This is a genomic window from bacterium (genome assembly GCA_014360495.1).
Taxonomy (GTDB): Bacteria; Armatimonadota; JACIXR01; order JACIXR01; family JACIXR01; genus JACIXR01.
In genome coordinates this window covers 124,212-143,290 of sequence record JACIXR010000008.1, presented here as the reverse complement: position 1 = coordinate 143,290, position 19,079 = coordinate 124,212, and the positions used below count along the sequence as shown (strand labels likewise).

Below are 19,079 nucleotides of genomic sequence, written 5' to 3'. Positions count from 1 at the left end.
AAATCCTCCAAAGCGGAAGCCATAGCTATGTTTTGAAATTCGTGGAAGTCTATCAACTTCCTTTCCTTCCCCGGGTCTCGGAAGAAGCCATAGGTGGCGTTCATCCTCTCCTCGGGAGATGGTAGGGATACGCTATCAAATGTTAGGGAGGGCTCATTCCAAGCCTTTCTAAGGTTCTCCTCGCTCTTGTATTTCTCCTTAAGCCATTGACGAAAGGCTTCCTCAAAGACGGGCTCACAACAGTTCAACTTGGCTCCACCGGCATCGTAATAGAACCATTCACCAGTGTTCTGAGCCACTGGCATATATCCTATAATGTGGTCGCCGTACTTCGTCTCAAGATGCTTAACGAGCTTCTTCAAAGCTTCAACTGCATCCTTTTTCCATTCGGGAGAAGCAACGCTTATCCCTTCCTTTCCTCCTATCGTCACTACCTCCTTCACATCCACCCATTTTCCGTTCTCCAATTTTTTGAATACCATTATCGCCTCAGGGTGTTCGTTTTTCCACCAATCAGGAGTAGCCACCCCTACTCGAAGTATGAGAAGAGCATTGGGATTAAGGGCGAGGATTTTATCTATTTTCTCATCCACCCAGTGATAGTCAAACTCCTCCCCAGGGCAAGTTATCCAGGCATAAATGTCAGCATAACCGATGAGGTCAAAACCCTGCTTTTTCGCTATCCCAATTGTATGAAATGTCCTCTCATTCTCCCTGACAGCATGGTAGATTAAAGGAGTGTGGGGAATCTCGTCAACGAAGAGAGTAGGTGTTCCCTTTAAAGAGCGCACGGAGGCGGTTAAGCAGAAGGCTAATGATAAAAGGCTAAATAGGTTAAAAATCACAACCCATTTATTCATATTCTTAACCTCTCCTTTCCTAGCAATTATATTAAAACATTTTAAACATTTTATAAAATGCGTGAATATTTAAGTGGCTTTTTAAAATAGTAATCCTCTTATAACATCAATGGAGGGACAGCTTTACACAACTGAACCGAGATGAGAAATGCCGGCGACTCGCATAGGAATAAGCCTTCTAATTCCCCTTTCCTTCGCTTCTCAAACAAACCTATCCGCGATATCCTTATCCAATCTAATAAGTTACCATAGGTTTATGTGCATATTTTGTTAGAATTAGACCCACATCAATGGCTCAAAATTTTGATATTACCTACCTAGCCTATCTCCTTTTGTTGTCAGATAACTCTGGAGCATTTTTTTCTCCTATTGAAGCCCTGCACCCAATTCTTTTTCTCTCTTGAAAAGTATTTTCGCTTTTGCCTCTTCCACTTTCGCAGCAGGACGATTTCCAAGCTTCTCATAAGCTACGCTTAAATGATATCTTATCTCCCAGTTAGCGGGCCTCCGTTCCGCCGCTGCCTTCAATAGCTTCAAGCCCTTTTCCACCTCTCCCAGCTTGACATAAGCCCAGCCCAAGCTATCAAGTATCTCCGGGCTCCTGCTCTTTTTTATCGCTCTTTTCAATAGCTCCACCGCCTCCTCCAACCTCTTTCCCTCCTCTACCCAAATATAGGCGAGATTGTTTAGGGCGTAGGGATTAGATGGCTCAAGCTCCACAGCTTTGGCGAAGGACTTCTCTGCCTCGTCTACTTTCCCTGCCTCCAGCTGGCAATTTCCAAGAAGATAATACAAATCAAAGCTCGGCTTGCGTTGAATAGCCTTCTTGAGCACCTCCTCCGCCTTATCCAATTTCCCCATAGTGAGATAAAATAGGGCAATCTGTGTCACCATCTCGCTTCGCTCGGGATGTTTCCTTAGGGCGGCAGCGAACTCTTTTTCCGCTTTTTCCCTTTTTCCATTGAATAGATAATAGCGACCTAAAATAAACTCCCTCCAATCCCTGACGGGAAAGGAACGAAACGAATAATAGAGATAGCCGAAAATAACAACAAAAATCAAAACCCAGATGCTATTCCTCACATTTCACCCCTGATATAACCCTCTCAACCTTTCCCAAATCCCTGAACACTTCAATATCCTTAAAACCATTTTTTGAGAGCAACTCCCTTACTTTTTCACTTTGCCCTTCCCCAATCTCCAAAAGCAGAAAACCACCCGGAAGGAGTATATCCCTCGCTCGCCTCACGATTTCCCTTATCACTTCCAGTCCATCCTCGCCGCCATCCAATGCCTTGATAGGCTCATATAGGCGAATCTCTAAAGGAAGGGAAGGAAGTTGAGAGGTTGGGATGTAAGGTGGATTTGAAACGATGCAAGTTGCCTTGGGGAGCTGTATGTCTCTTATATCACCTCGCTTAAAGATAACCCTATCGCTCACCTTGTTAATCCTCGCATTTATCCTTGCCAAAGAAATCGCTTCCCTACTTATATCTATCCCGATTATGGATAGCTTGGGGCAGAGACGAGCCAAGCCTATAGCGATGGCTCCGCTTCCCGTCCCTACATCTATGACTACGCCCTCTTTATCCTTGAGCTTCTTTTCGGCTACCTCCACTAAAATCTCCGTTTCCGGACGAGGGATGAAAACGCCTCGTCTAATCAATAAATGGAAGTCCATAAAGGGGTAAAAACCGGTTATATATGGAAGTGGTTCATGCCTTTGCCTTCTTTTTAGCAGGAAGCGATAATAAGAGAAAATAGGAGGTAGAATTGGCTTAGGGAGAAGTGTGATTAGCTCCTGATGAGAGATGGAAGCTGCGGATTGAAGGAGGATTCGCGCGGAGACATGGGGGTCAGGGACCTTCGCCTCCCTTAGAAGGCGCAGGCCCCATAGGAGAGCTGCCCTAAATGTTAGCGGCCTCATTGCTTCTCTCCTGAGAGCATTTTTTCCTGTAGGGCTAAGGCATCTATTATCTCATCCAGATCACCATCTAAAATATCGTCAAGCCGATAAATGGTCAAGCCAATTCTGTGGTCGGTAACCCTATTTTGAATGAAATTGTAGGTTCTTATCTTCTCGCTTCTCGCTCCCGTTCCTATCTGTGCCCTCCTTTGCGCTGCGAGCTCCTCCTCCTGCTGACGCCTCTTCATTTCCAAAAGATGAGCTCTTAATGTCCGCAATGCCCTCTCCTTGTTCTGCGATTGGGAGCGCTCGTCCTGACAAACGACAACTATCCCGGTTGGAATATGGCGAATCCTCACCGCGGTCTCGTTCTTCTGCATATGCTGACCTCCCGGTCCCGAGGAACGGAATGTCTCTATCTCCAAATCCTCCTCTTTAATCTCCACCTCTACCTCTTCTGCTTCAGGCAAAACAGCAACGGTTGCTGTTGAAGTGTGAATCCTCCCCCCACTCTCCGTCTCCGGTATTCTCTGCACCCTGTGAACACCGCTTTCATACTTCAATCGGCTATATGCTCCCTTTCCCTCAACTGTTATTATCGCTTCCTTATACCCTCCTAAACCCGTCATATTAGCGTGGATTATCTCCGCCTTATAGCCATGCCTTTCCGCATAGCGAAGATACATCCGCACAAGGTCAGCAGCGAAAAGAGCCGCTTCCTCCCCTCCAGTTGCAGCTCTAATCTCAATTATCGCCGTTCTGTCAGCATAAGGGTCGGGAGGGAAAAGCTGGGAGAGGATTTCCTCCTCCAATTTCTCCCTCTCCTCCCGCAATTTCTCTATCTCCTCCTCAGCGAGAGGACGCATCTCCGGGTCGTCAAGGAGTTTTTTCGTCTCCTTTTCCTCTTCAATATTTTTGTTGTATTTCTCATAGAGGGATAATATCTCTTCCAATTGCGTTAGACGCTTTGAGAGCTGGCGCATTTTCTCGGTATCAGAGATAACGGATGGCTTAGCCATCTCCTCCATTATCCCTTCATATTCCTTCTTCATTTCCTCCAACTTTTGAATCACTTTTCCCTCAAGCAATTCCTACCACCTCCTTCAGCGCCGCTATCGCTACTTCAATCTGTTCTTTGTCGGGTTGTTTTGTAGTTATTCTCTGAAGAAGCAGCCCAGGTACGAGGAGGAAGTAAAAACGCTCGTCTCGTAAAGCAAGATAAATCAACTCAAAGGCAATGGGAAGGGCGAAGGGGAAGAAAAGGGTCTTACAGAAAAGGCTAAGGGGGAAAGCAAGTCCCTGCAAAGGAAGATAAAGGAAGAACAGGAGCAAAAGAACAAGGGCAAACAAGGTGGTTCCGCAGCGCATATGAATCGTTGGATAGGATTGTAGTCCTTCAGGTGTTAGCTCCGCCCCATCCTCAAAGCCATTTATCACTTTGTGCTCTGCTCCATGATATTGGAGGAGGCGTTTACCCGAGTGAAAGAGGGAGAATAGGAGAATATATAATATAAGAAACAAAATACGAACGGCTGTTTCAAATAGACTTGCTAAAAGGAATGAAGAACGAAAGAAACGAGAAATAAGGTCGGGCAAAAGAAGGAGGAACGCAAAAACCAGAACCAAGTTGAGAAAAAGTTTTAGAAGAGAGCCTTTATCAATTGAGACATTTTGAACATCCTCTGAGGAGGATAACTTCTTTGAAATAGAGTAAGCCCGCAAAGACATAGCAAGCGAGATAAAGAAAGCCAATATTCCTCGCAGAAAGGGCAGTCGTGAGAGGAAATTGATTTGGGGCAAGGGAGACAGGCTTGGGAACGATTCCTTATAAACAACCACCTCCTCCCCTTTCCTACAGGCAACAGCATAACAATAAGGGGAGAAAATCATAACACCCTCCAACACCGCTGAGCCACCTAAGAGGAAATTGCTCAATTCTTATTGTTCACTTCCCGCTCTTTTGCTGTTGTTCTTTCAATAGCTGAGAAAATAGGGGATGGCAGCGCCAGCACATATCCACTCTTATTTGGGGCTTCGTGGATATGGTCTTAAAGGTATAGCCACAAGCACAGGTGACGACGGATTCTACATATTTGGGATGGATATCCTTCTTCATCAGCCTAAACACCTCGCTATTTGGAATTCTTCATCATAAAAAATTATACCGAATAAATGCTTTATTTCAACCCCTTAGACATATAAACATTATTTACCGAATTTTTGATGTTGTTTATAATGTGGAATAGAAAGGAGAGGATGTTAAAATGACGGAAGAAGAACTGAAGAAACTTTCCCCCTCATATTTTCATCTCCGCTTGATGGAGAAAGCGAGGAAATCCCTCGCCTTCTCCCCTAATGTAGAGTTCAAGACTTGGCAGACAAAATTGAGGAGAAAGCTGAAGCAACTGCTCGGACCAATTTATAAGGACGAAGGACCGGTGGAATATAAGATTTTAGAGGAAGAAGATACACCGGAGTATTCGCTGAAGAAGATTTCCTTCTACAACACGCCGGATGTCCTTGTCCTCGCTTATCTACTCGTCCCAAAGGAAAAAAAGAAAAAATATCCTGCTATGGTTTGCCTCCAAGGGCATTCTCCAGGCGCCCATATCTCTATAGGAAGAGCATACAATAAAGAAGACGAGGAAAACATAGCTCAGGACAGAGATTTCGCCATTCAAGCAGTGAAAAACGGCTATGTTGCCCTCGCAATTGAGCAGAGGGCTTTTGGAGAGAGAAGGGAAAAGCTTCAAAAGATGCTCGCTCCTCATACCTGCCACGATGCGGTTATGCACGCCTTGATGCTTGGGCACACCTTCACCGCCGAAAGAATAGCGGATGTGATGAGGGGTATAGACCTTCTCTATCAGCTTCCCTTCGTTGACAGGAGGAAGATTGGCTGTATGGGGGAATCTGGAGGAGGAACGGTGACTTTTTATGCCTCCTGCATAGAGCCGAGAATCACCCTCTCGGTCGTTATTTGTGCCTTTTGCACTTACGAAGATTCCATTATGACCATATATCACTGCGCTGATAATTACATCCCAGGAGCGCTCCAGTATTTCGGGGAGGAGGACCTTGCTGGATTGATAGCGCCACGCCCATTCGTCATCGTCGCGGGAGAACAAGACCCCATTTTCCCCATCCACGGTGTTAGGAAGGCTTACGAGAAAGCTAAGTTGATTTATGAAAAGGCTGGCTATCCCGAAAGAGTTCAACTCGTTGTCGGTCCTGGGGGACACCGCAATTACGCTGACCTCGCTTGGCCAGTGATAAACAGGTTGATGTTCGGCTAAATGTAATCTTTTGAGAGAGGAGAAATGGAAAAAGTCAGTAACCTCAAACCTATTAGAGGAGTGAGGATTGTTAGAGGATTTTTCCTCCTGCATCTCTTTCTATTTTCCTTAGTGGCTTTTCCTCAAAGGGAAATTCCCCAGAGCGTTCAGGAGAAAGCCAAGCTGGTCGCGGAAAAAATAAAACCATCCATCGTGAAGATATTTGCCGTCCTTCCCTACTATCAACAGGGGAAGGAGATAAAGATGGAGGTCAGCGGAAGCGGGACGATAATCCATCCCGATGGCTATGTCCTCACTAACTATCATGTCGCAGGAAACGCCAAGTATGTGAGATGCATTATGTGGGACGGGGAGAAGATAGACGGAGAATATTACGCCGGCGACCCCCTTACAGACCTCGCTATAATCAAGCTTAAATCAGATAGAAAATTCCCCACCGCTAAATTCGGCGATTCCTCTAAACTGAGGGTCGGGGATTGGGTGATAGCAGCGGGGAGCCCCTACGCCCTCTCTCAATCTCTCACGCTTGGAATCGTCAGCAACACGAGGCTCGTCATCCCGGAGATATTTCGGGGAGAGGAAGTGGAAATTGAAGGAGAAAATGTGGGAAGTATGATAACATGGATAGGACACGACGCTCCAATCTACCCGGGGAACTCCGGAGGTCCGCTCCTCAATCTTGAGGGGGAAATAGTGGGCGTGAACGAGATAGCGATAGGCTTGGGAGGAGCGATACCAGGGAATATAGCGAAGAAAATAGCAGAGGAGCTGATTAAAAAGAAGGAGATAACGAGGAGTTGGCTGGGAATTGAAATCCAACCCCTGCTAACGACCTCGCGAATGAAGGAGGGAGTGTTAGTTTCGGGAGTGATTAAGGGTTCGCCGGCTGAGAAAGCGGGAATCCTTCCTGGCGATATAATCCTCCAAATCGGAGATAAAAATGTCAAAGTGGCTACGATTGAGGATATACCGGAATTCAATCAATTGACCTCCCAGCTTCCCCTTGATGGATTCACGAGGATTCTCCTCTTGAGGAAAGGGCTAAAGAGGGTCGTTTTCTTGAAACCGGTTAAAAGAGAAAGCACTTATTGCAAAACGAAGGAGATAAGAAGATTGGGGATAACAGCGAGGGATATATCGCTCAAAGAGGCTATGGAGCTTAAAAGGGATTCAAGGGAGGGTGTTGTTGTGACGGGAGTGAGACCGGGAGGAGCTTGCGGGGAGGCGAAGCCGGCGATAATGGAAAAGGATGTTATAGTAGAGATAGACGGGAAAAAGGTGAAGAATATAGAGGATTTAGAAAAAATATTGAGCGAGATAAAGGGCGATGCGGATGTTCTTGTCCGTTTTGAAAGGAAGAAGGAAAAGATGCTCACTGTTCTTCATTTGAAGGAGGAGAAGGAAACTGAAACTCCTCCCTACGCGAAGAAGGGTTGGTTGCCGATATCGGTGCAAAGCCTTACGGATGACCTGAGGGGAAAGCTGGGTATCAAGAAAAGAGGAGTTATTGTTACCGAGGTTTTCACAAAGGATAAGGCTTTTCCTCTAAAAGTAGGAGATATCATTGTGGAAATAAATGGTGAGGGTCTTCCCATAAGGTCGCCAGCCGATAAGGCTGTCTTCTTTGAGAGGCTAACGGATTATTCTGTTGGTGAAGAGATAGAGCTTACCTTGATGAGAGATGGACAGGAAACGATAGAAAGGGTTAGGTTGATTGAAGAGCCGAGGGGAAGGGATGAGGTAGCGAAATATAAGGATAGTAATTTAGGGATGACAGTTAGAGATTTATGCTTTGAGGATGTGAAGGAAATGGAAGAAGGGAAAGAAGGGGTCATAATTGAGGGGATAGAGGAAGGTGGATGGGCTTCAATAGCGGGTTTGGGCGTGAGCGATATAATATTGGAGGTTAACGGAAAGAAGGCGAAAAATGTAGAGGAATTCAAAAACACGCTGGAGGAACTAAAGAAGGCAAAACAGGACTTGGTTTTCTATATAGAGAGGGATACTGAGCACAAGTTCATTGAAATTAGAAAACAAGTTTGGGAGGTGAAAGAATGAAAAAGACTTTTTTGGTTTTGCTTTGTTTGCTGTTCGCGATGGGTGTTTACGCCCAGGTTGAGAAAGAAATGGTGAAGAAAGTCGTGGATACTTACAAAAACGCCGTTGTAACGGTTAGAGTGATTGTTAAGGAATGGAGCGTCTTTCAGGGGCAGGAAACAAGCAAGGAGGAGATGAAATACGAGGTAATAGGGACGGTTATAGATAAAAAAGGCACCATCGCTACCTCCTCATCCTCAATAGACCCATCAAAGGTTTTTCAGCAGATGTTTGGGGAAAGCGGTTACCAGATGAAAAGCGAGATAACAAGCGTGAAGATAATCTTGCCCGATAATAGGGAGATAGATGGGAAAATCGTTCTCAGAGACGATAAGCTCGACCTCGTCTTCATCAGACCAACGGATAAAAGCGTTGAGTTGGAATGTGTGGATTTGGATAACTCAGCAGAGCCCGAATTGATTGACGAAGTGATAGGAATCCAAAGGCTGGGAGAAGAGCAAGATAGGGCTATTTTCGTCTCCATTTCAAAGATAGGAGGGATAATAAATAAGCCGAGGAAATATTTTCTCCCTATGAGCGACTTCTCACCAGGTAGCCCTATATTCACACTGGATGGAAAGTTGGTCGGTATATGCTTGGCTCTGATGAGAAAGTCGGAAGAATCTCTATCCTTTTTCTCACCTTCTATGTTATTCTCCATCTCCCAATCTGATCCGTTTAGCTTTGTTATTCTTCCTGCGAAAACAGTGAAAGATAGCGCAGGACAAATCAAGGAGTAGAGCCATGAAGTGGTTTGATGAATCGGAAATAGAGGAAAGGAAGGACTTCCTAACCCGCCTTTGGAAGCTTGAAAAAGTTGATAGACCGGGTTATATGCTCAATGGTTTCGCCAGTGGAGAGGAAAACGACCCCGATAGACCACCTCCTGCGAGCACAAGAGAATGGTTTATGAATTGGGACTTGATGCTTAAATCTCAGCTCTACGAGATAAAATTGCGCAGCCAACTCAAAGATGATTACATTCCCCATCTTTTCCCCTATCTTGGAACTGGCGTTCTGGCGTCAGCATTTGGTTGTGAGGTTATTTATCCCGAGGTTGAACAACCCTGGACTAAGCCAATCGTTCACGAACCCGATGATGTTTATAAATTGAAGGAGCCTGAACCCACGGGCGGGCTTCTAAAGGATGTACTTGATTTGACCAAATTTATGGTGGAGAAAACAAACGGAGAATTGCCCATAAGGATGACGGATATTCAAGGACCTCTTGATACCGCCTCCCTGATTTGGGAATACTCCTCCTTCTTAACCGCTATGTATACCGCCCCGGATGCCGTTCATACCCTCCTTGACATGGTAACCGAGCTCATTATAGATTTTGTACCGATGCAGAAGGAACTCTGTGAGGAGTTCATCCCCAACCATTGTCCTGGAGTTTGGGTGCCGGAGGATTGGGGGATTTCCATAAGCGAGGACCTCGTAGCGGTTGTCTCCCCTCACTTATATGAGGAATTCGCCCTCCCTTACAATCAAAAGCTCGCAGATGCTTTTAACGGGCTTCACGTCCACTCCTGCGGAAACTTCGCCTTCAATTACGAGAACTTGAAGAAAATAAACAAGCTAAGGGGGGTTGATATGGGCGTCACCGAAACCGATTATCCCAAGGCGGTTGAGGTCTTGAAGGATACATGTCTCCTCATCCCTCGCATTGGCGGAGCGGGCAAGATAGGAATTGATTTTTCCTCAACTAATGAATATTTAGACTATGTAGTTGAGAATTCGGACGATGCAAACATCTTAATTTTCATAGACAAATTCGGCGAGAATGTTGACCTGGAGAAGCTGAAGGAGAAATACGAATGGCTTTGGAGAGAATAATAAATGGCTAAAGGTATTCGGGCAGACACTCCTTACATATTCTCTTAGGGAAGCAGTCTCTCTGCCCTCAGCCTTCCCCAAAGATTTGCTGGTCTAAAAGCCTCAGCGTAGAGGACCCCGCATTGAAGCCCTCGGAATTTAGCCATCGTCTCTATCAAGTTCAAAGGGTCGGATTGATGATGCCCGCTCAACCACTTATATTGGCTCTCGTGACACAATAGCATCTTCTTCTTTAGCTCAAAGAAATCCGTTATATCAACATACTCAGTTGGCTCAAAGCCTATCCCAGCGAGGGTATCCATATAGTAAATTGGGACGATGGGCTCATACGCTGGCTGCTCGGTTTTGAACAAGGGGAGCGTAGCGGTGAAGGAAGCTTCAAAGACGAGTTGAGATGTTATCGTGTGGTCGGGCATGTAATCGTTTGGACTATGCGTTATGATTAAGTCGGGCTTCGCAATCCTTATTATATCAACGACTTTCAGACGCATTTCCTTCGTTGGATAAAGGTCAAGGTCGCCAGCTATAGGTCCCAAGACCTCCGCACCAATCACCGCTCCCGCTCTTTTAGCCTCCTCATCCCTTATCCTCGCCAGCTCCTCAGGCTCTATATCCCTTCCACCCATATTGCCGCTGCAAAGATGAGCCATAATCACTTCATCTCCTCGCTTGGCGAATTTGGCGAGCGTCCCTCCGCAAAGTATCTCAAGGTCATCAGGGTGAGCGCCAACAGCTAAAACCCTCATTCTCTCATCCCTCCCCTTCAATTACATTCAGGGATTAGAGGACCGGCGAGCTCCTTGAGGAAGAACAGCTTGCCGGGGAGGGTGGGCATAAAGCTGCTCGGAACCCATATATCGGGTCCATATCTCAAAGTAACCCAAAGGCTCATCCCCTGCCACATCATACCCCTTCCAAGGGCTCCATCAGCCCCTCCTATTATCTTATCCGCCTTCAGGAAGATTCCCGGTCCGATAGTGTTGGCAAAGCATGGGACAAGGGTTGTCCTGCTCTTGAAGCTCGTTATCGCATTCTGCTCTATCGTCAAGGGATGAAGCTTCGCCCCCAATCTGTATTCCTGTCTTTTCCACTCGTCCACGGAGGAGAATTCTTCCGCGAAATGAGGCTCCCAAAAAGCTATGTGGAAAACCCTTCCGATGCCGAACACGAGAACCATCCTCGCCCCTTCTTCTCTTAATTCACCAATTTTCTCCGGATATTTCGGAAGAAGCTCCTTCGTGGCGAAGAAACGCTGATTTTCCGGGACAGTGAAATCTCCCAATGGTCCATAAAAAGCATTCTCCATTGCGTTTTGGAAGGCTCCCGGAGCAGTGGGCGGCAGGGTATTACCATCCTTATCGCTCCATTCGTCCATATTGAAACCGTAGATATGTTTGCAGTCCACTCCCCATTCCTTGAGGAAATAAACAACCCACTTATACATCCCCATAGGACCTACAGGGAGGATTAAAATAAGCTTTTGCCCTCTTTCCTTTGCCTCACAAATCTCAACCGCTATCTCGTGTCCCATCTTCATGTTGAACTCCTCAAGCGTTTCACAGGGAACGGGTTTGAAATCCTTATGCCACCAAGCCTGCCTCTCCGTTATCGCATCTGGAGGATTTGAACAGCATCTATCTATCTTCTCCAAATCCCAACCCTTGGGAAAGAAATTCTCCAAAAGCGAACCCTTGATTGTGCTGAGCAAATCCACATCTATCGCCTCCTTTTATCTTTTCCTCTCAAGGATAAATATCGTCTCCTTGTCAGTCAATAGTCTAATTCTTCCCTCTTTAGAATTATGTTCCTCCTTTTTTATTTCCTTGAAGGAGAGTGGGTCAAGGTATCTCACCTCAAATCTGCCAGAAACACCTTTTATCTCCGCCTCTCCACCTTCGGGAAGATAGATTATAAGATTAGTTTTATCTTCAGATGCCATGCAAGCTACATTCTTCCCCCTCTCTATCTCATAATATGGTCTCATCTTCCACCAGGGAATGGAGCTAAGAACTTGGAACATAAATTTTAAATGGGGATAAAGGAGTCCAGCTGGTTTCATTAGAGCTCCCCAAGTGCTGAACATCGGCTGTCCACCTCCCCTACCTACTTTCCTCGGCGGCTCAACATCGTCCCCATAGGCGAGATAAGCTCCACTCAATATGATTGTCCAAGACCCCCTTCTCAAATTATCAACATCTAGTCCCGCTTCCTTCTGATAAATGTTGCCTTCCCAAATACACTCGTGGGCAAGGATTGGCTTCTCCGCCACTTTTCTCATTTCTTCCATTACATTCCTATATTTCCCGTAATTCCAATCCGTCAGCTTATCCTGTAAAGTGAAATAATCATAAGCAAGGGAGCGACAAATTTGAGGTGCCCTTTTGCTATAATCCCAGGAATGAACGCTTATCAGTCTTTTCCAGGGGTCGTATTTCCTTATCAATTGGAGAATTTCCATCACTTCCTCAGCTTTAAAACCCTCTTCCCATTCCGATATAGGTTGGAAAGTTACATTGTAAAAACCCGCCCAGCGAGCAGTCCAATACCTAATGAAATTTTCCCATTCATCCATCGGCATTCTCGGCACCCCGTTTGTTCCACCGAATATGCTGAAGGGTATAAGAAACATATTTCTCTTTTTCAGGGCAAGGATTACTTTGTCCATATTTCGCCAGAAGTGGAGGTCGTAGCGAGAAAAATCCAGACCTTCCCCTGTATTAATCCAGGGAGCACGATAGCTGACTCCTGGTATCTGGCTTATGCCGATATGGGGACCAACGATTGTGTTGAAGCCGTAGCTTCTGATAAAGTCAAGCGTTTCATCCAAGACATTTAGGTCGGGCAAGCTATCCACCATTCCCAAACAGAACGCAAACATATAGAAAGGAGTTCCATCAGAATAGCTCAACCATATCTTATTTTTAGGATATACACGCAAAGGTCCCTTAATCTTGGAGGGAACACAAACAAATTTCCCTTCTACTGTCTTATTTGAGGAATCGGAAAAATATATTTTATAGCTCCATTCCCCCTCCTCATCCGGCATAAATCGGATTTTCCATATCAACCCGCCATCGTAGAAACCGAAAATCTTGAGCGTTCTTTTACTTTTTGAATGAACAAATTCGCCTATTAAGTAAACATCTTTGAAAGGGTTGTCGTAAAATTTTCCTCCCTTTATAGAAAGCTCAAACAAATCCCATTTCCCTATCCTTTGCTCGGCTTCGCAATAAGAACTACCGAAAAGGAGTAAAACAAGGAGGAGGAAAATGGGGAACAGGATTTTATCTATGTCTCTTCTCATAATCCTTTCCTTTTCTCTTCAAGGGGGGAATGACCTTATCCATGGGAAACGAAACGAGCAATTCCTTCCCTTTCTCAGCAACCTCAGGGGGCAATCTTCCTTCTTCTATCAGAAAGAGCAACCTTTCCCTTTCCGTCATTGGTTCTTTTGTTTTGGGGTTAATGGCATAAACTGCTCCACCTATAACTCGCGTTTCCACAATTCCCGCTCCCTCAGGATTGCCTTTGAGGTGCGGAGCGTCAAGGATGCCTAACTTCACAGCATTCGCTAAAACCTCAGGGTCAATTAGAGCGTCCTCTCGCCCTCCTCCAAGCAATTTGATGAATTCTATTATCAGCTTCGCCTCTTGAATCAATTGCCTCTTCCTTTCCTGCACGATTGGGTCCCTCGTCATATCGGGTAAACCGAACAAATAGTTTCCAATAACCCCCCTCGCAATCTTACAGGATTCAATTATCTCCTCCGCTCCCGCTGCGTGGTCACCCTCGCAGTAGCCCACTATATGGATTATGTACGGTCTCAAAGCAAGGGAAAGGGTTATTGAGGAAGCCAATTGACCTTTGGCTATGTTTAAGTCTGGGGAAAGAGAAAGGAGTCCAGTTCTAACTTGTCTGAAAGTGGTGAAATTATCATCGTGTAAGGATTCAACCATTTCGATCTTCGCCAAAGTTTTAGCCAAATCCATTGAGCCGAAGATATGAGGAGGTGTGTTAAGCATGTATTGGGCGACATAATGAGTAACTCCCAAGCGTTTAGCGTTATAGGCGCAGAGGTAGGCATCGGCTACCTCAAGGGCATCGTGGGCATCCCTTAATCCCCATTGATGGGGGTCGTTTATTTCAACGGGAATCCCCCTCTCCGCATGCCATTTAATCCCCTCTTGATTCTCCCTTATAGCTTGGAGAAGCGGTCTTTTAGAGCGTCCATCCAAGAGGCTATACCAGAATAAAGGGATTGCCGCCCAGGCGTTTCTTATAGTCTGCTGAGCCAGCTCCGCCCATTTCACCAAGTCGTTTGTCCCGGAATAGATGCGTAAAAGGGGGAAATTTCCACAACGTGTGGCTTCAAAAATAGCGAGCAGATGTTCTGGCGCCCGAATGGGCACACCACCAGCTCCATCAAGAGCAGGGTCCATCTCCTGAGGACGGAAGAAATGCTCCTGTGCATTTTGGTCTGGGGCTATGGAGATAACATCTAAAACCTTCGCTAATGCTACCTTGCGAGCGGCTGATATGGTTTCCTCAAGGGATGGTAGACCAAGATGATGGCGTAGAATTGGGTAGGGATGTTTCTTTCTTATTCTCTCAAGTAGAGTGTTACCGAAATCCTCTTCCTTTTCCTCTCTCTTTTCACCTTTTAGTATCGCTAAAATTTCTTCTTGGGGCTCCAAACCAGTGAAAACAGCGCTGAATATACCTATTTTCGCCGCTACATCACAAACTGGAGGCGTCCCACCAAATAGGAACACTCTGCCTTCCCTTAGCTTCCTCTTTTCTATCAGTTGTTGAAACTCGGATAAAAGTTTCTCCCCGACTTCCGGCGTAAGGCGATAGCTCACTCCCACGATATCCGGGTTGAACTCCTCTATAGCCTTTACAAAATCCTCAACGGGAACTGCCGGACCAAGGAAAATCGTCTCATAGCCGAGACTCTCAGCCAAGCGAAGAAAGTTAACAACGCCAGCGATGTGGATGCAATTTCCTATAGCTCCCGCTATTACCCTCTTCATCTAACCACCTCTAAAACCACCTTCTTAAGCTGTTCGGGAATGCCGACCTTAACTTCATACTTGCCCGGCTTGGGGACTTCAACCCAGAAATCCACTGCCCTTCTCTCCCTGGGCGCAAGGTCTACCCTATGGCTCTCTAAAAGATTTCCGTTGAGGTAAAGGTAAACGGGGCAAAGGTCTGAAATAGCTCCCTTATTACTCACAAGAAGTGAAATCCTTACAAGCTCTCCCGCTTTAGCCTTTACTTTCTCGGAGGATAAGAGAAGGCAGTCAAAAGCCGTCCTTATCATGCGACTGACCTTGAAGCTTCCCTTCAACCTTATATCGCCAGCCGAGCTACCCACCATAACATCAAAATCTCCTGGCTCAACGACTTTCCTCATGTTTATGTCGTAGAAGGCAAGGTCATCGGGCGTCAACTGGAACCTAACAACTGCGCTCTCACCAGGTGCAAGCTTTATCCTCTTGAATCTCTTCAGCTCCATAACTGGGCGCGCAAGGGAGGCAATTACATCGCGCAGATACAATTGTGCCACCTCTTCCCCTTCCCTATTTCCTACATTTGACACCTCAAAGCTTATGAATACGTTGCCTCTGTTCTCATCCGCTTCTATCTTTAAGTTCTTGTATTCAAATTTCGTGTAGCTCAAGCCGTGTCCGAAGGGGAAAAGAGGCCAACCAGGCATATCCACATAGTCATAGCCTCTTCCTGTTGGCTTGAAGTTGTAATAGAGAGGGAGCTGACCAACATATCTAGGCCAAGTGAAGGGAAGCTTGCCTCCGGGATTGTTCTCCCCGAAGAGGGTCTCCGCTATCGCCGTCCCACCCTCTTGACCGGGATACCAAGCCATTAAAATCGCTGGAACACTGTCTATCCAATCGCCTGTTACTGCGCTCCCAGCAATTATCACGACCACCGTGGGCGTTCCAGTTTTAACAACCTCCTTTATCAGTTCCTCCTGGAAACCGGGTAAATCTATATGCGCTCTATCCGCTCCTTCACCCTCAAAAATCCCAACGAAAATTATCGCTACATCAGATTTCTTAGCCTCCTCAGCAGCCTCAAGGATTCCAGGGGGAAGTTCTTTCTTGCCATAATCCCATCCCAGCTGGGCAACAGCGAATCCCTGATGCTCATAATATTCAATCTTTATGTCATATTCTTGCCCAGCGACCAAATTTATCCTCGCGGTATCCGTGCTCGCTGCCCTATCACGCCAGGTATCTATGAGAAGCTTCCCATCAATCCATAACCTCACACCATCATCCGTGCGAGCATAAATCTCGTAAGTCCTCGTCTCGGGCGCTATCAGCTTCCCCGTCCAGCGAACTGAGAAATTGTCGGTGGATAAATTGGAGGCTGGCGCACCTAATCCCCAATCAAAATCTATACTCCTATCTACCCTCACAAGAGCAGGAGAACCCTGTAAATCGCGATTTGCAAAATACTCCCCTTTTAGACCCTCCTTACCATCGGGAGTTCGCAAATATTTAGAGGGAATCGCATTGAAGTAGACCTTACCCAACTCCAAATTGCAACCCCTAACAAAAACGACCTCCGTGCCAGGATTGACCGCGTTTCTTATTCCCTCCAAGGGAGAAACACCCCTGGGAGGTTGACCACTGTATCCACCCAATCTGACTTGGTCAGCGACGGGTCCTATCACCGCTATCCTCTTAATCTTGTTCTTATCCAAGGGAAGAAGATTGCCCTCGTTTTTTAGAAGGACTATCGCTTTTCGCGCCGCCTCTAACGCAAGCTGAGCATTCTCATTTGAACCGCAGATTCTCTCCGCCTCTTCTGGGTTAGCATATGGATTGTCAAAAAGCCCTATGAGGAACTTAGCCCTTAAAACCCTCCGCACAGCGTCATCCAAATCCTTCCGGGAAATCATCCCCTGCTGAATCGCCTTAATAAGGGGATTGCCATAAATATATACTCCGGGAAGTTCAACATCCAATCCACCTTTTATACAAAGAGAGGCTGCCTCCTCCAAAGTCGAGGCTACACGATGGGAATGGAAAACCCCAGCAGCAGCTCCATAATCAGATACAACGAAGCCGGGGAAACCCCATTCCCACTTCAATACCTCCTTTAATAACCACTCATTGCTTGAACAGGGTATCCCATCTATTGAGTTATAAGCTGACATTACGGATAGAGCTCCAGCCTTGAAACAGGAACGAAAGCCGGGGAAATAAATCTCCCTCAATATTCTCTCAGAGAAATGAATCTCGTTGCTATCCCTTCCACCATCCCCAACGAAGTTTGCAGCGTAGTGCTTAGGCGTAGCTATAACTCCTTCTTCCCTTAAGGCTTTGCAGAAAGCAGCGCCCATTACACCAGTTAGATATGGGTCCTCTCCATAAGTCTCTTCCGTCCTCCCAGCTCTCACATCCCTCGCTATATTAACCACGGGCGATAGAACCTGATGGATTCCCCTTACCCTCGTCTCCTTGCCTATCACCTTCGCTACTCTATACATCAAATCAGGGTCCCAAGTAGCAGCCAACCCTATGGCTTGAGGGAAGCTTGTGCAACCACGAGCAACTATGCCATGGAGTGCCTCATCGTGGACTATTACAGGTATACCCAACCTCGTCTCCTCTATTGCCCTTCTTTGATACTGGTTGCTCTTTATAGCTCCCTCCCGTGGGAGAAACCCCCTCGTAACGCAGGTGAGATTCCCCACAGGCAAATCCCCTCCCGATTGCAATTGATATACCTTCTCCTCCAAGGTCATTCTTTTAAGTAAGTCATCTACCCTCTGATCAATCGGAAGCTTGGGATTCTCATACGGGTCCATAACGCCGTTCTTATTGAAATCTATCCAGCCATCGTGGTAGATTTCCTTATTCTGAATATCCTGGGGAAGATAATAGGGATCAGCTCCCGATGCACCTATCAAAGCGAAGATGAAGATTAATAGGAGCGCAAAAGGCATGCTCTCGCCTCCTTTTAAATATGATCTATAAAATCTTAATATAAAGAGCTAAATTAATCAATAAAAACTTGAAAGCTGGGAAAGCAGTGGTTATCATTTTCTAAAAATGACATCGCGAGAAAGAGTGAAAAGAGCTGTTCTTTTCCAAAAGCCCGATAGGGTTCCCTATGATTTGCCACCTCCCTGGGGAAGCGATTTCATCTTCGTGGGTTGCGACCCTGACCCCGAGTGGACCCCGAAAATCAAAACGCAAAGCAAATGGGAAGATGAATGGGGTTGTATCTGGGGGAGATTGCCAAGCGATACAATCACAATGGGTCAGGTGATTTATCATCCTCTAAGTGATTATGCAAATCTCAAAAGCTTTAAATTCCCAAACTATGAGAAAAAGCAGAGGTATGAAAGAGCCAAAAAGATTATTGAACAAAACAAAGGGGAAAAGTTCGTTTTAGCTGATATACCCTTTAGCCTTATTCATCGCCTTGAATACCTAAGGGGACATCAGGAAGCTTGGACTGACCCATATCTTCATCCAGAGGAATTGGACAAGCTTTTGGATATCCTCTGCGATATAGCTATGACGGCGATAGAGCGATTCGCAGAGATTGGTGTAGATGGTATAATCTCTGCAGACGATTGGGGTTTGCAAAACAGGCTTATGGTGAAGCCAGAGATATGGATGCAGGTTTGGCAACCGAAATACAAAAAGGTTTACAGTTTTGCGAGAAGCAAGGGAATTCTAACGTTCCTTCACAGCTGTGGATATATAATTGATATCCTTGAGGGATTGATTGACGCGAAGTTGAATGTTATCCAGATGGACCAGCAAGAGAATATGGGAGTGGAGAGGTTATCTTCACAATTTGGTGGGAGGCTCTGCTTCTGGTGTCCTGTTGATATTCAAAACACAATGGTGAGGGGAACGGTGGAGGATGTAAAAAATTACGCGAAGAAACTAATTGATGCATTCGGCAGATTCAACGGAGGTTTTATCGCTAAGTGGTATCCCTCTCCCGATGCTGTAGGACATCCCTGGGAGAAGATAAAAGCAATGGCTGAAACCTTCGTTGAATACGGCGCCCAAATCTATAGTTCTTAAAATT

General features: G+C 46.0%; 16 protein-coding genes. 5 read left to right on the top strand and 11 right to left on the bottom strand.

Annotated features, from left to right (window positions below):
- The 6 genes from H5T88_08305 to rpmE form a co-directional block, all read right to left on the bottom strand.
- The coding region (locus H5T88_08305) for a beta-galactosidase (protein ID MBC7330342.1) at window positions 1–860 on the bottom strand (860 nt) is incomplete at its 3' end.
- Between the two features lie 366 nt (window positions 861–1,226).
- Window positions 1,227–1,943 carry a tetratricopeptide repeat protein gene (locus H5T88_08300; protein ID MBC7330341.1) on the bottom strand — a complete coding sequence of 239 codons (717 nt, stop codon included), beginning with the start codon at window positions 1,941–1,943 and terminating at the stop codon, window positions 1,227–1,229.
- A complete protein-coding gene (prmC, locus tag H5T88_08295; GenBank protein MBC7330340.1) occupies window positions 1,933–2,787 on the bottom strand; it encodes a peptide chain release factor N(5)-glutamine methyltransferase in 855 nt (284 codons plus the stop codon). The genes H5T88_08300 and prmC overlap by 11 nt, the downstream gene beginning before the upstream one ends.
- Entirely contained in the window at window positions 2,784–3,839 is a 1,056-nt protein-coding gene (gene prfA, locus H5T88_08290; GenBank protein ID MBC7330339.1) for a peptide chain release factor 1, read from the bottom strand. Before prfA ends, prmC begins: the two co-directional genes overlap by 4 nt.
- Window positions 3,840–3,846: 7 nt before the next feature.
- Complete coding sequence (locus H5T88_08285) at window positions 3,847–4,701, bottom strand: DUF1385 domain-containing protein (GenBank protein ID MBC7330338.1); 855 nt, start codon at window positions 4,699–4,701, stop codon at window positions 3,847–3,849.
- Between the two features lie 10 nt (window positions 4,702–4,711).
- Window positions 4,712–4,882 carry a 50S ribosomal protein L31 gene (gene rpmE, locus H5T88_08280; GenBank protein MBC7330337.1) on the bottom strand — a complete coding sequence of 57 codons (171 nt, stop codon included), beginning with the start codon at window positions 4,880–4,882 and terminating at the stop codon, window positions 4,712–4,714.
- A gap of 148 nt (window positions 4,883–5,030) precedes the next feature.
- Here rpmE and H5T88_08275 point away from each other — a divergent pair, with 148 nt between their 5' ends.
- Genes H5T88_08275 through H5T88_08260 form a run of 4 tightly spaced genes read left to right on the top strand, consistent with a single transcriptional unit; the run spans window position 5,031 to window position 9,998 of the window.
- Window positions 5,031–6,062, top strand: a complete 1,032-nt coding sequence (locus H5T88_08275; GenBank protein ID MBC7330336.1) for an acetylxylan esterase — start codon at window positions 5,031–5,033, stop codon at window positions 6,060–6,062.
- Window positions 6,063–6,086: 24 nt separating this feature from the next.
- Window positions 6,087–8,120 carry a PDZ domain-containing protein gene (locus tag H5T88_08270; GenBank protein ID MBC7330335.1) on the top strand — a complete coding sequence of 678 codons (2,034 nt, stop codon included), beginning with the start codon at window positions 6,087–6,089 and terminating at the stop codon, window positions 8,118–8,120.
- Window positions 8,117–8,899 (top strand): trypsin-like peptidase domain-containing protein, encoded by a 783-nt coding sequence (locus H5T88_08265; protein ID MBC7330334.1) that lies wholly within the window; start codon window positions 8,117–8,119, stop codon window positions 8,897–8,899. Before H5T88_08270 ends, H5T88_08265 begins: the two co-directional genes overlap by 4 nt.
- Window positions 8,900–8,903: 4 nt before the next feature.
- Window positions 8,904–9,998, top strand: coding sequence for a hypothetical protein (locus H5T88_08260; protein ID MBC7330333.1), 1,095 nt, complete (start codon window positions 8,904–8,906; stop codon window positions 9,996–9,998).
- 44 nt (window positions 9,999–10,042) lie between these two features.
- On the opposite strand, the gene H5T88_08255 is transcribed toward H5T88_08260, so the two are convergent.
- From H5T88_08255 to H5T88_08235, 5 genes are read right to left on the bottom strand one after another with little or no spacing between them, the layout of a single operon-like run.
- Window positions 10,043–10,744, bottom strand: a complete 702-nt coding sequence (locus tag H5T88_08255) for a PIG-L family deacetylase (protein MBC7330332.1) — start codon at window positions 10,742–10,744, stop codon at window positions 10,043–10,045.
- Between the two features lie 17 nt (window positions 10,745–10,761).
- Window positions 10,762–11,712 (bottom strand): glucosamine-6-phosphate isomerase, encoded by a 951-nt coding sequence (locus H5T88_08250; protein MBC7330331.1) that lies wholly within the window; start codon window positions 11,710–11,712, stop codon window positions 10,762–10,764.
- Between the two features lie 15 nt (window positions 11,713–11,727).
- Entirely contained in the window at window positions 11,728–13,302 is a 1,575-nt protein-coding gene (locus tag H5T88_08245) for a DUF5060 domain-containing protein (protein MBC7330330.1), read from the bottom strand.
- On the bottom strand, window positions 13,283–15,031 hold the full coding sequence (locus H5T88_08240) for a cobalamin B12-binding domain-containing protein (protein MBC7330329.1): 1,749 nt from the start codon (window positions 15,029–15,031) through the stop codon (window positions 13,283–13,285). Before H5T88_08240 ends, H5T88_08245 begins: the two co-directional genes overlap by 20 nt.
- Window positions 15,028–17,976, bottom strand: a complete 2,949-nt coding sequence (locus H5T88_08235; protein ID MBC7330328.1) for a glycoside hydrolase family 3 C-terminal domain-containing protein — start codon at window positions 17,974–17,976, stop codon at window positions 15,028–15,030. Before H5T88_08235 ends, H5T88_08240 begins: the two co-directional genes overlap by 4 nt.
- A gap of 124 nt (window positions 17,977–18,100) precedes the next feature.
- Here H5T88_08235 and H5T88_08230 point away from each other — a divergent pair, with 124 nt between their 5' ends.
- Window positions 18,101–19,075 carry a hypothetical protein gene (locus H5T88_08230; protein ID MBC7330327.1) on the top strand — a complete coding sequence of 325 codons (975 nt, stop codon included), beginning with the start codon at window positions 18,101–18,103 and terminating at the stop codon, window positions 19,073–19,075.
- Window positions 19,076–19,079 lie beyond the last annotated feature (4 nt).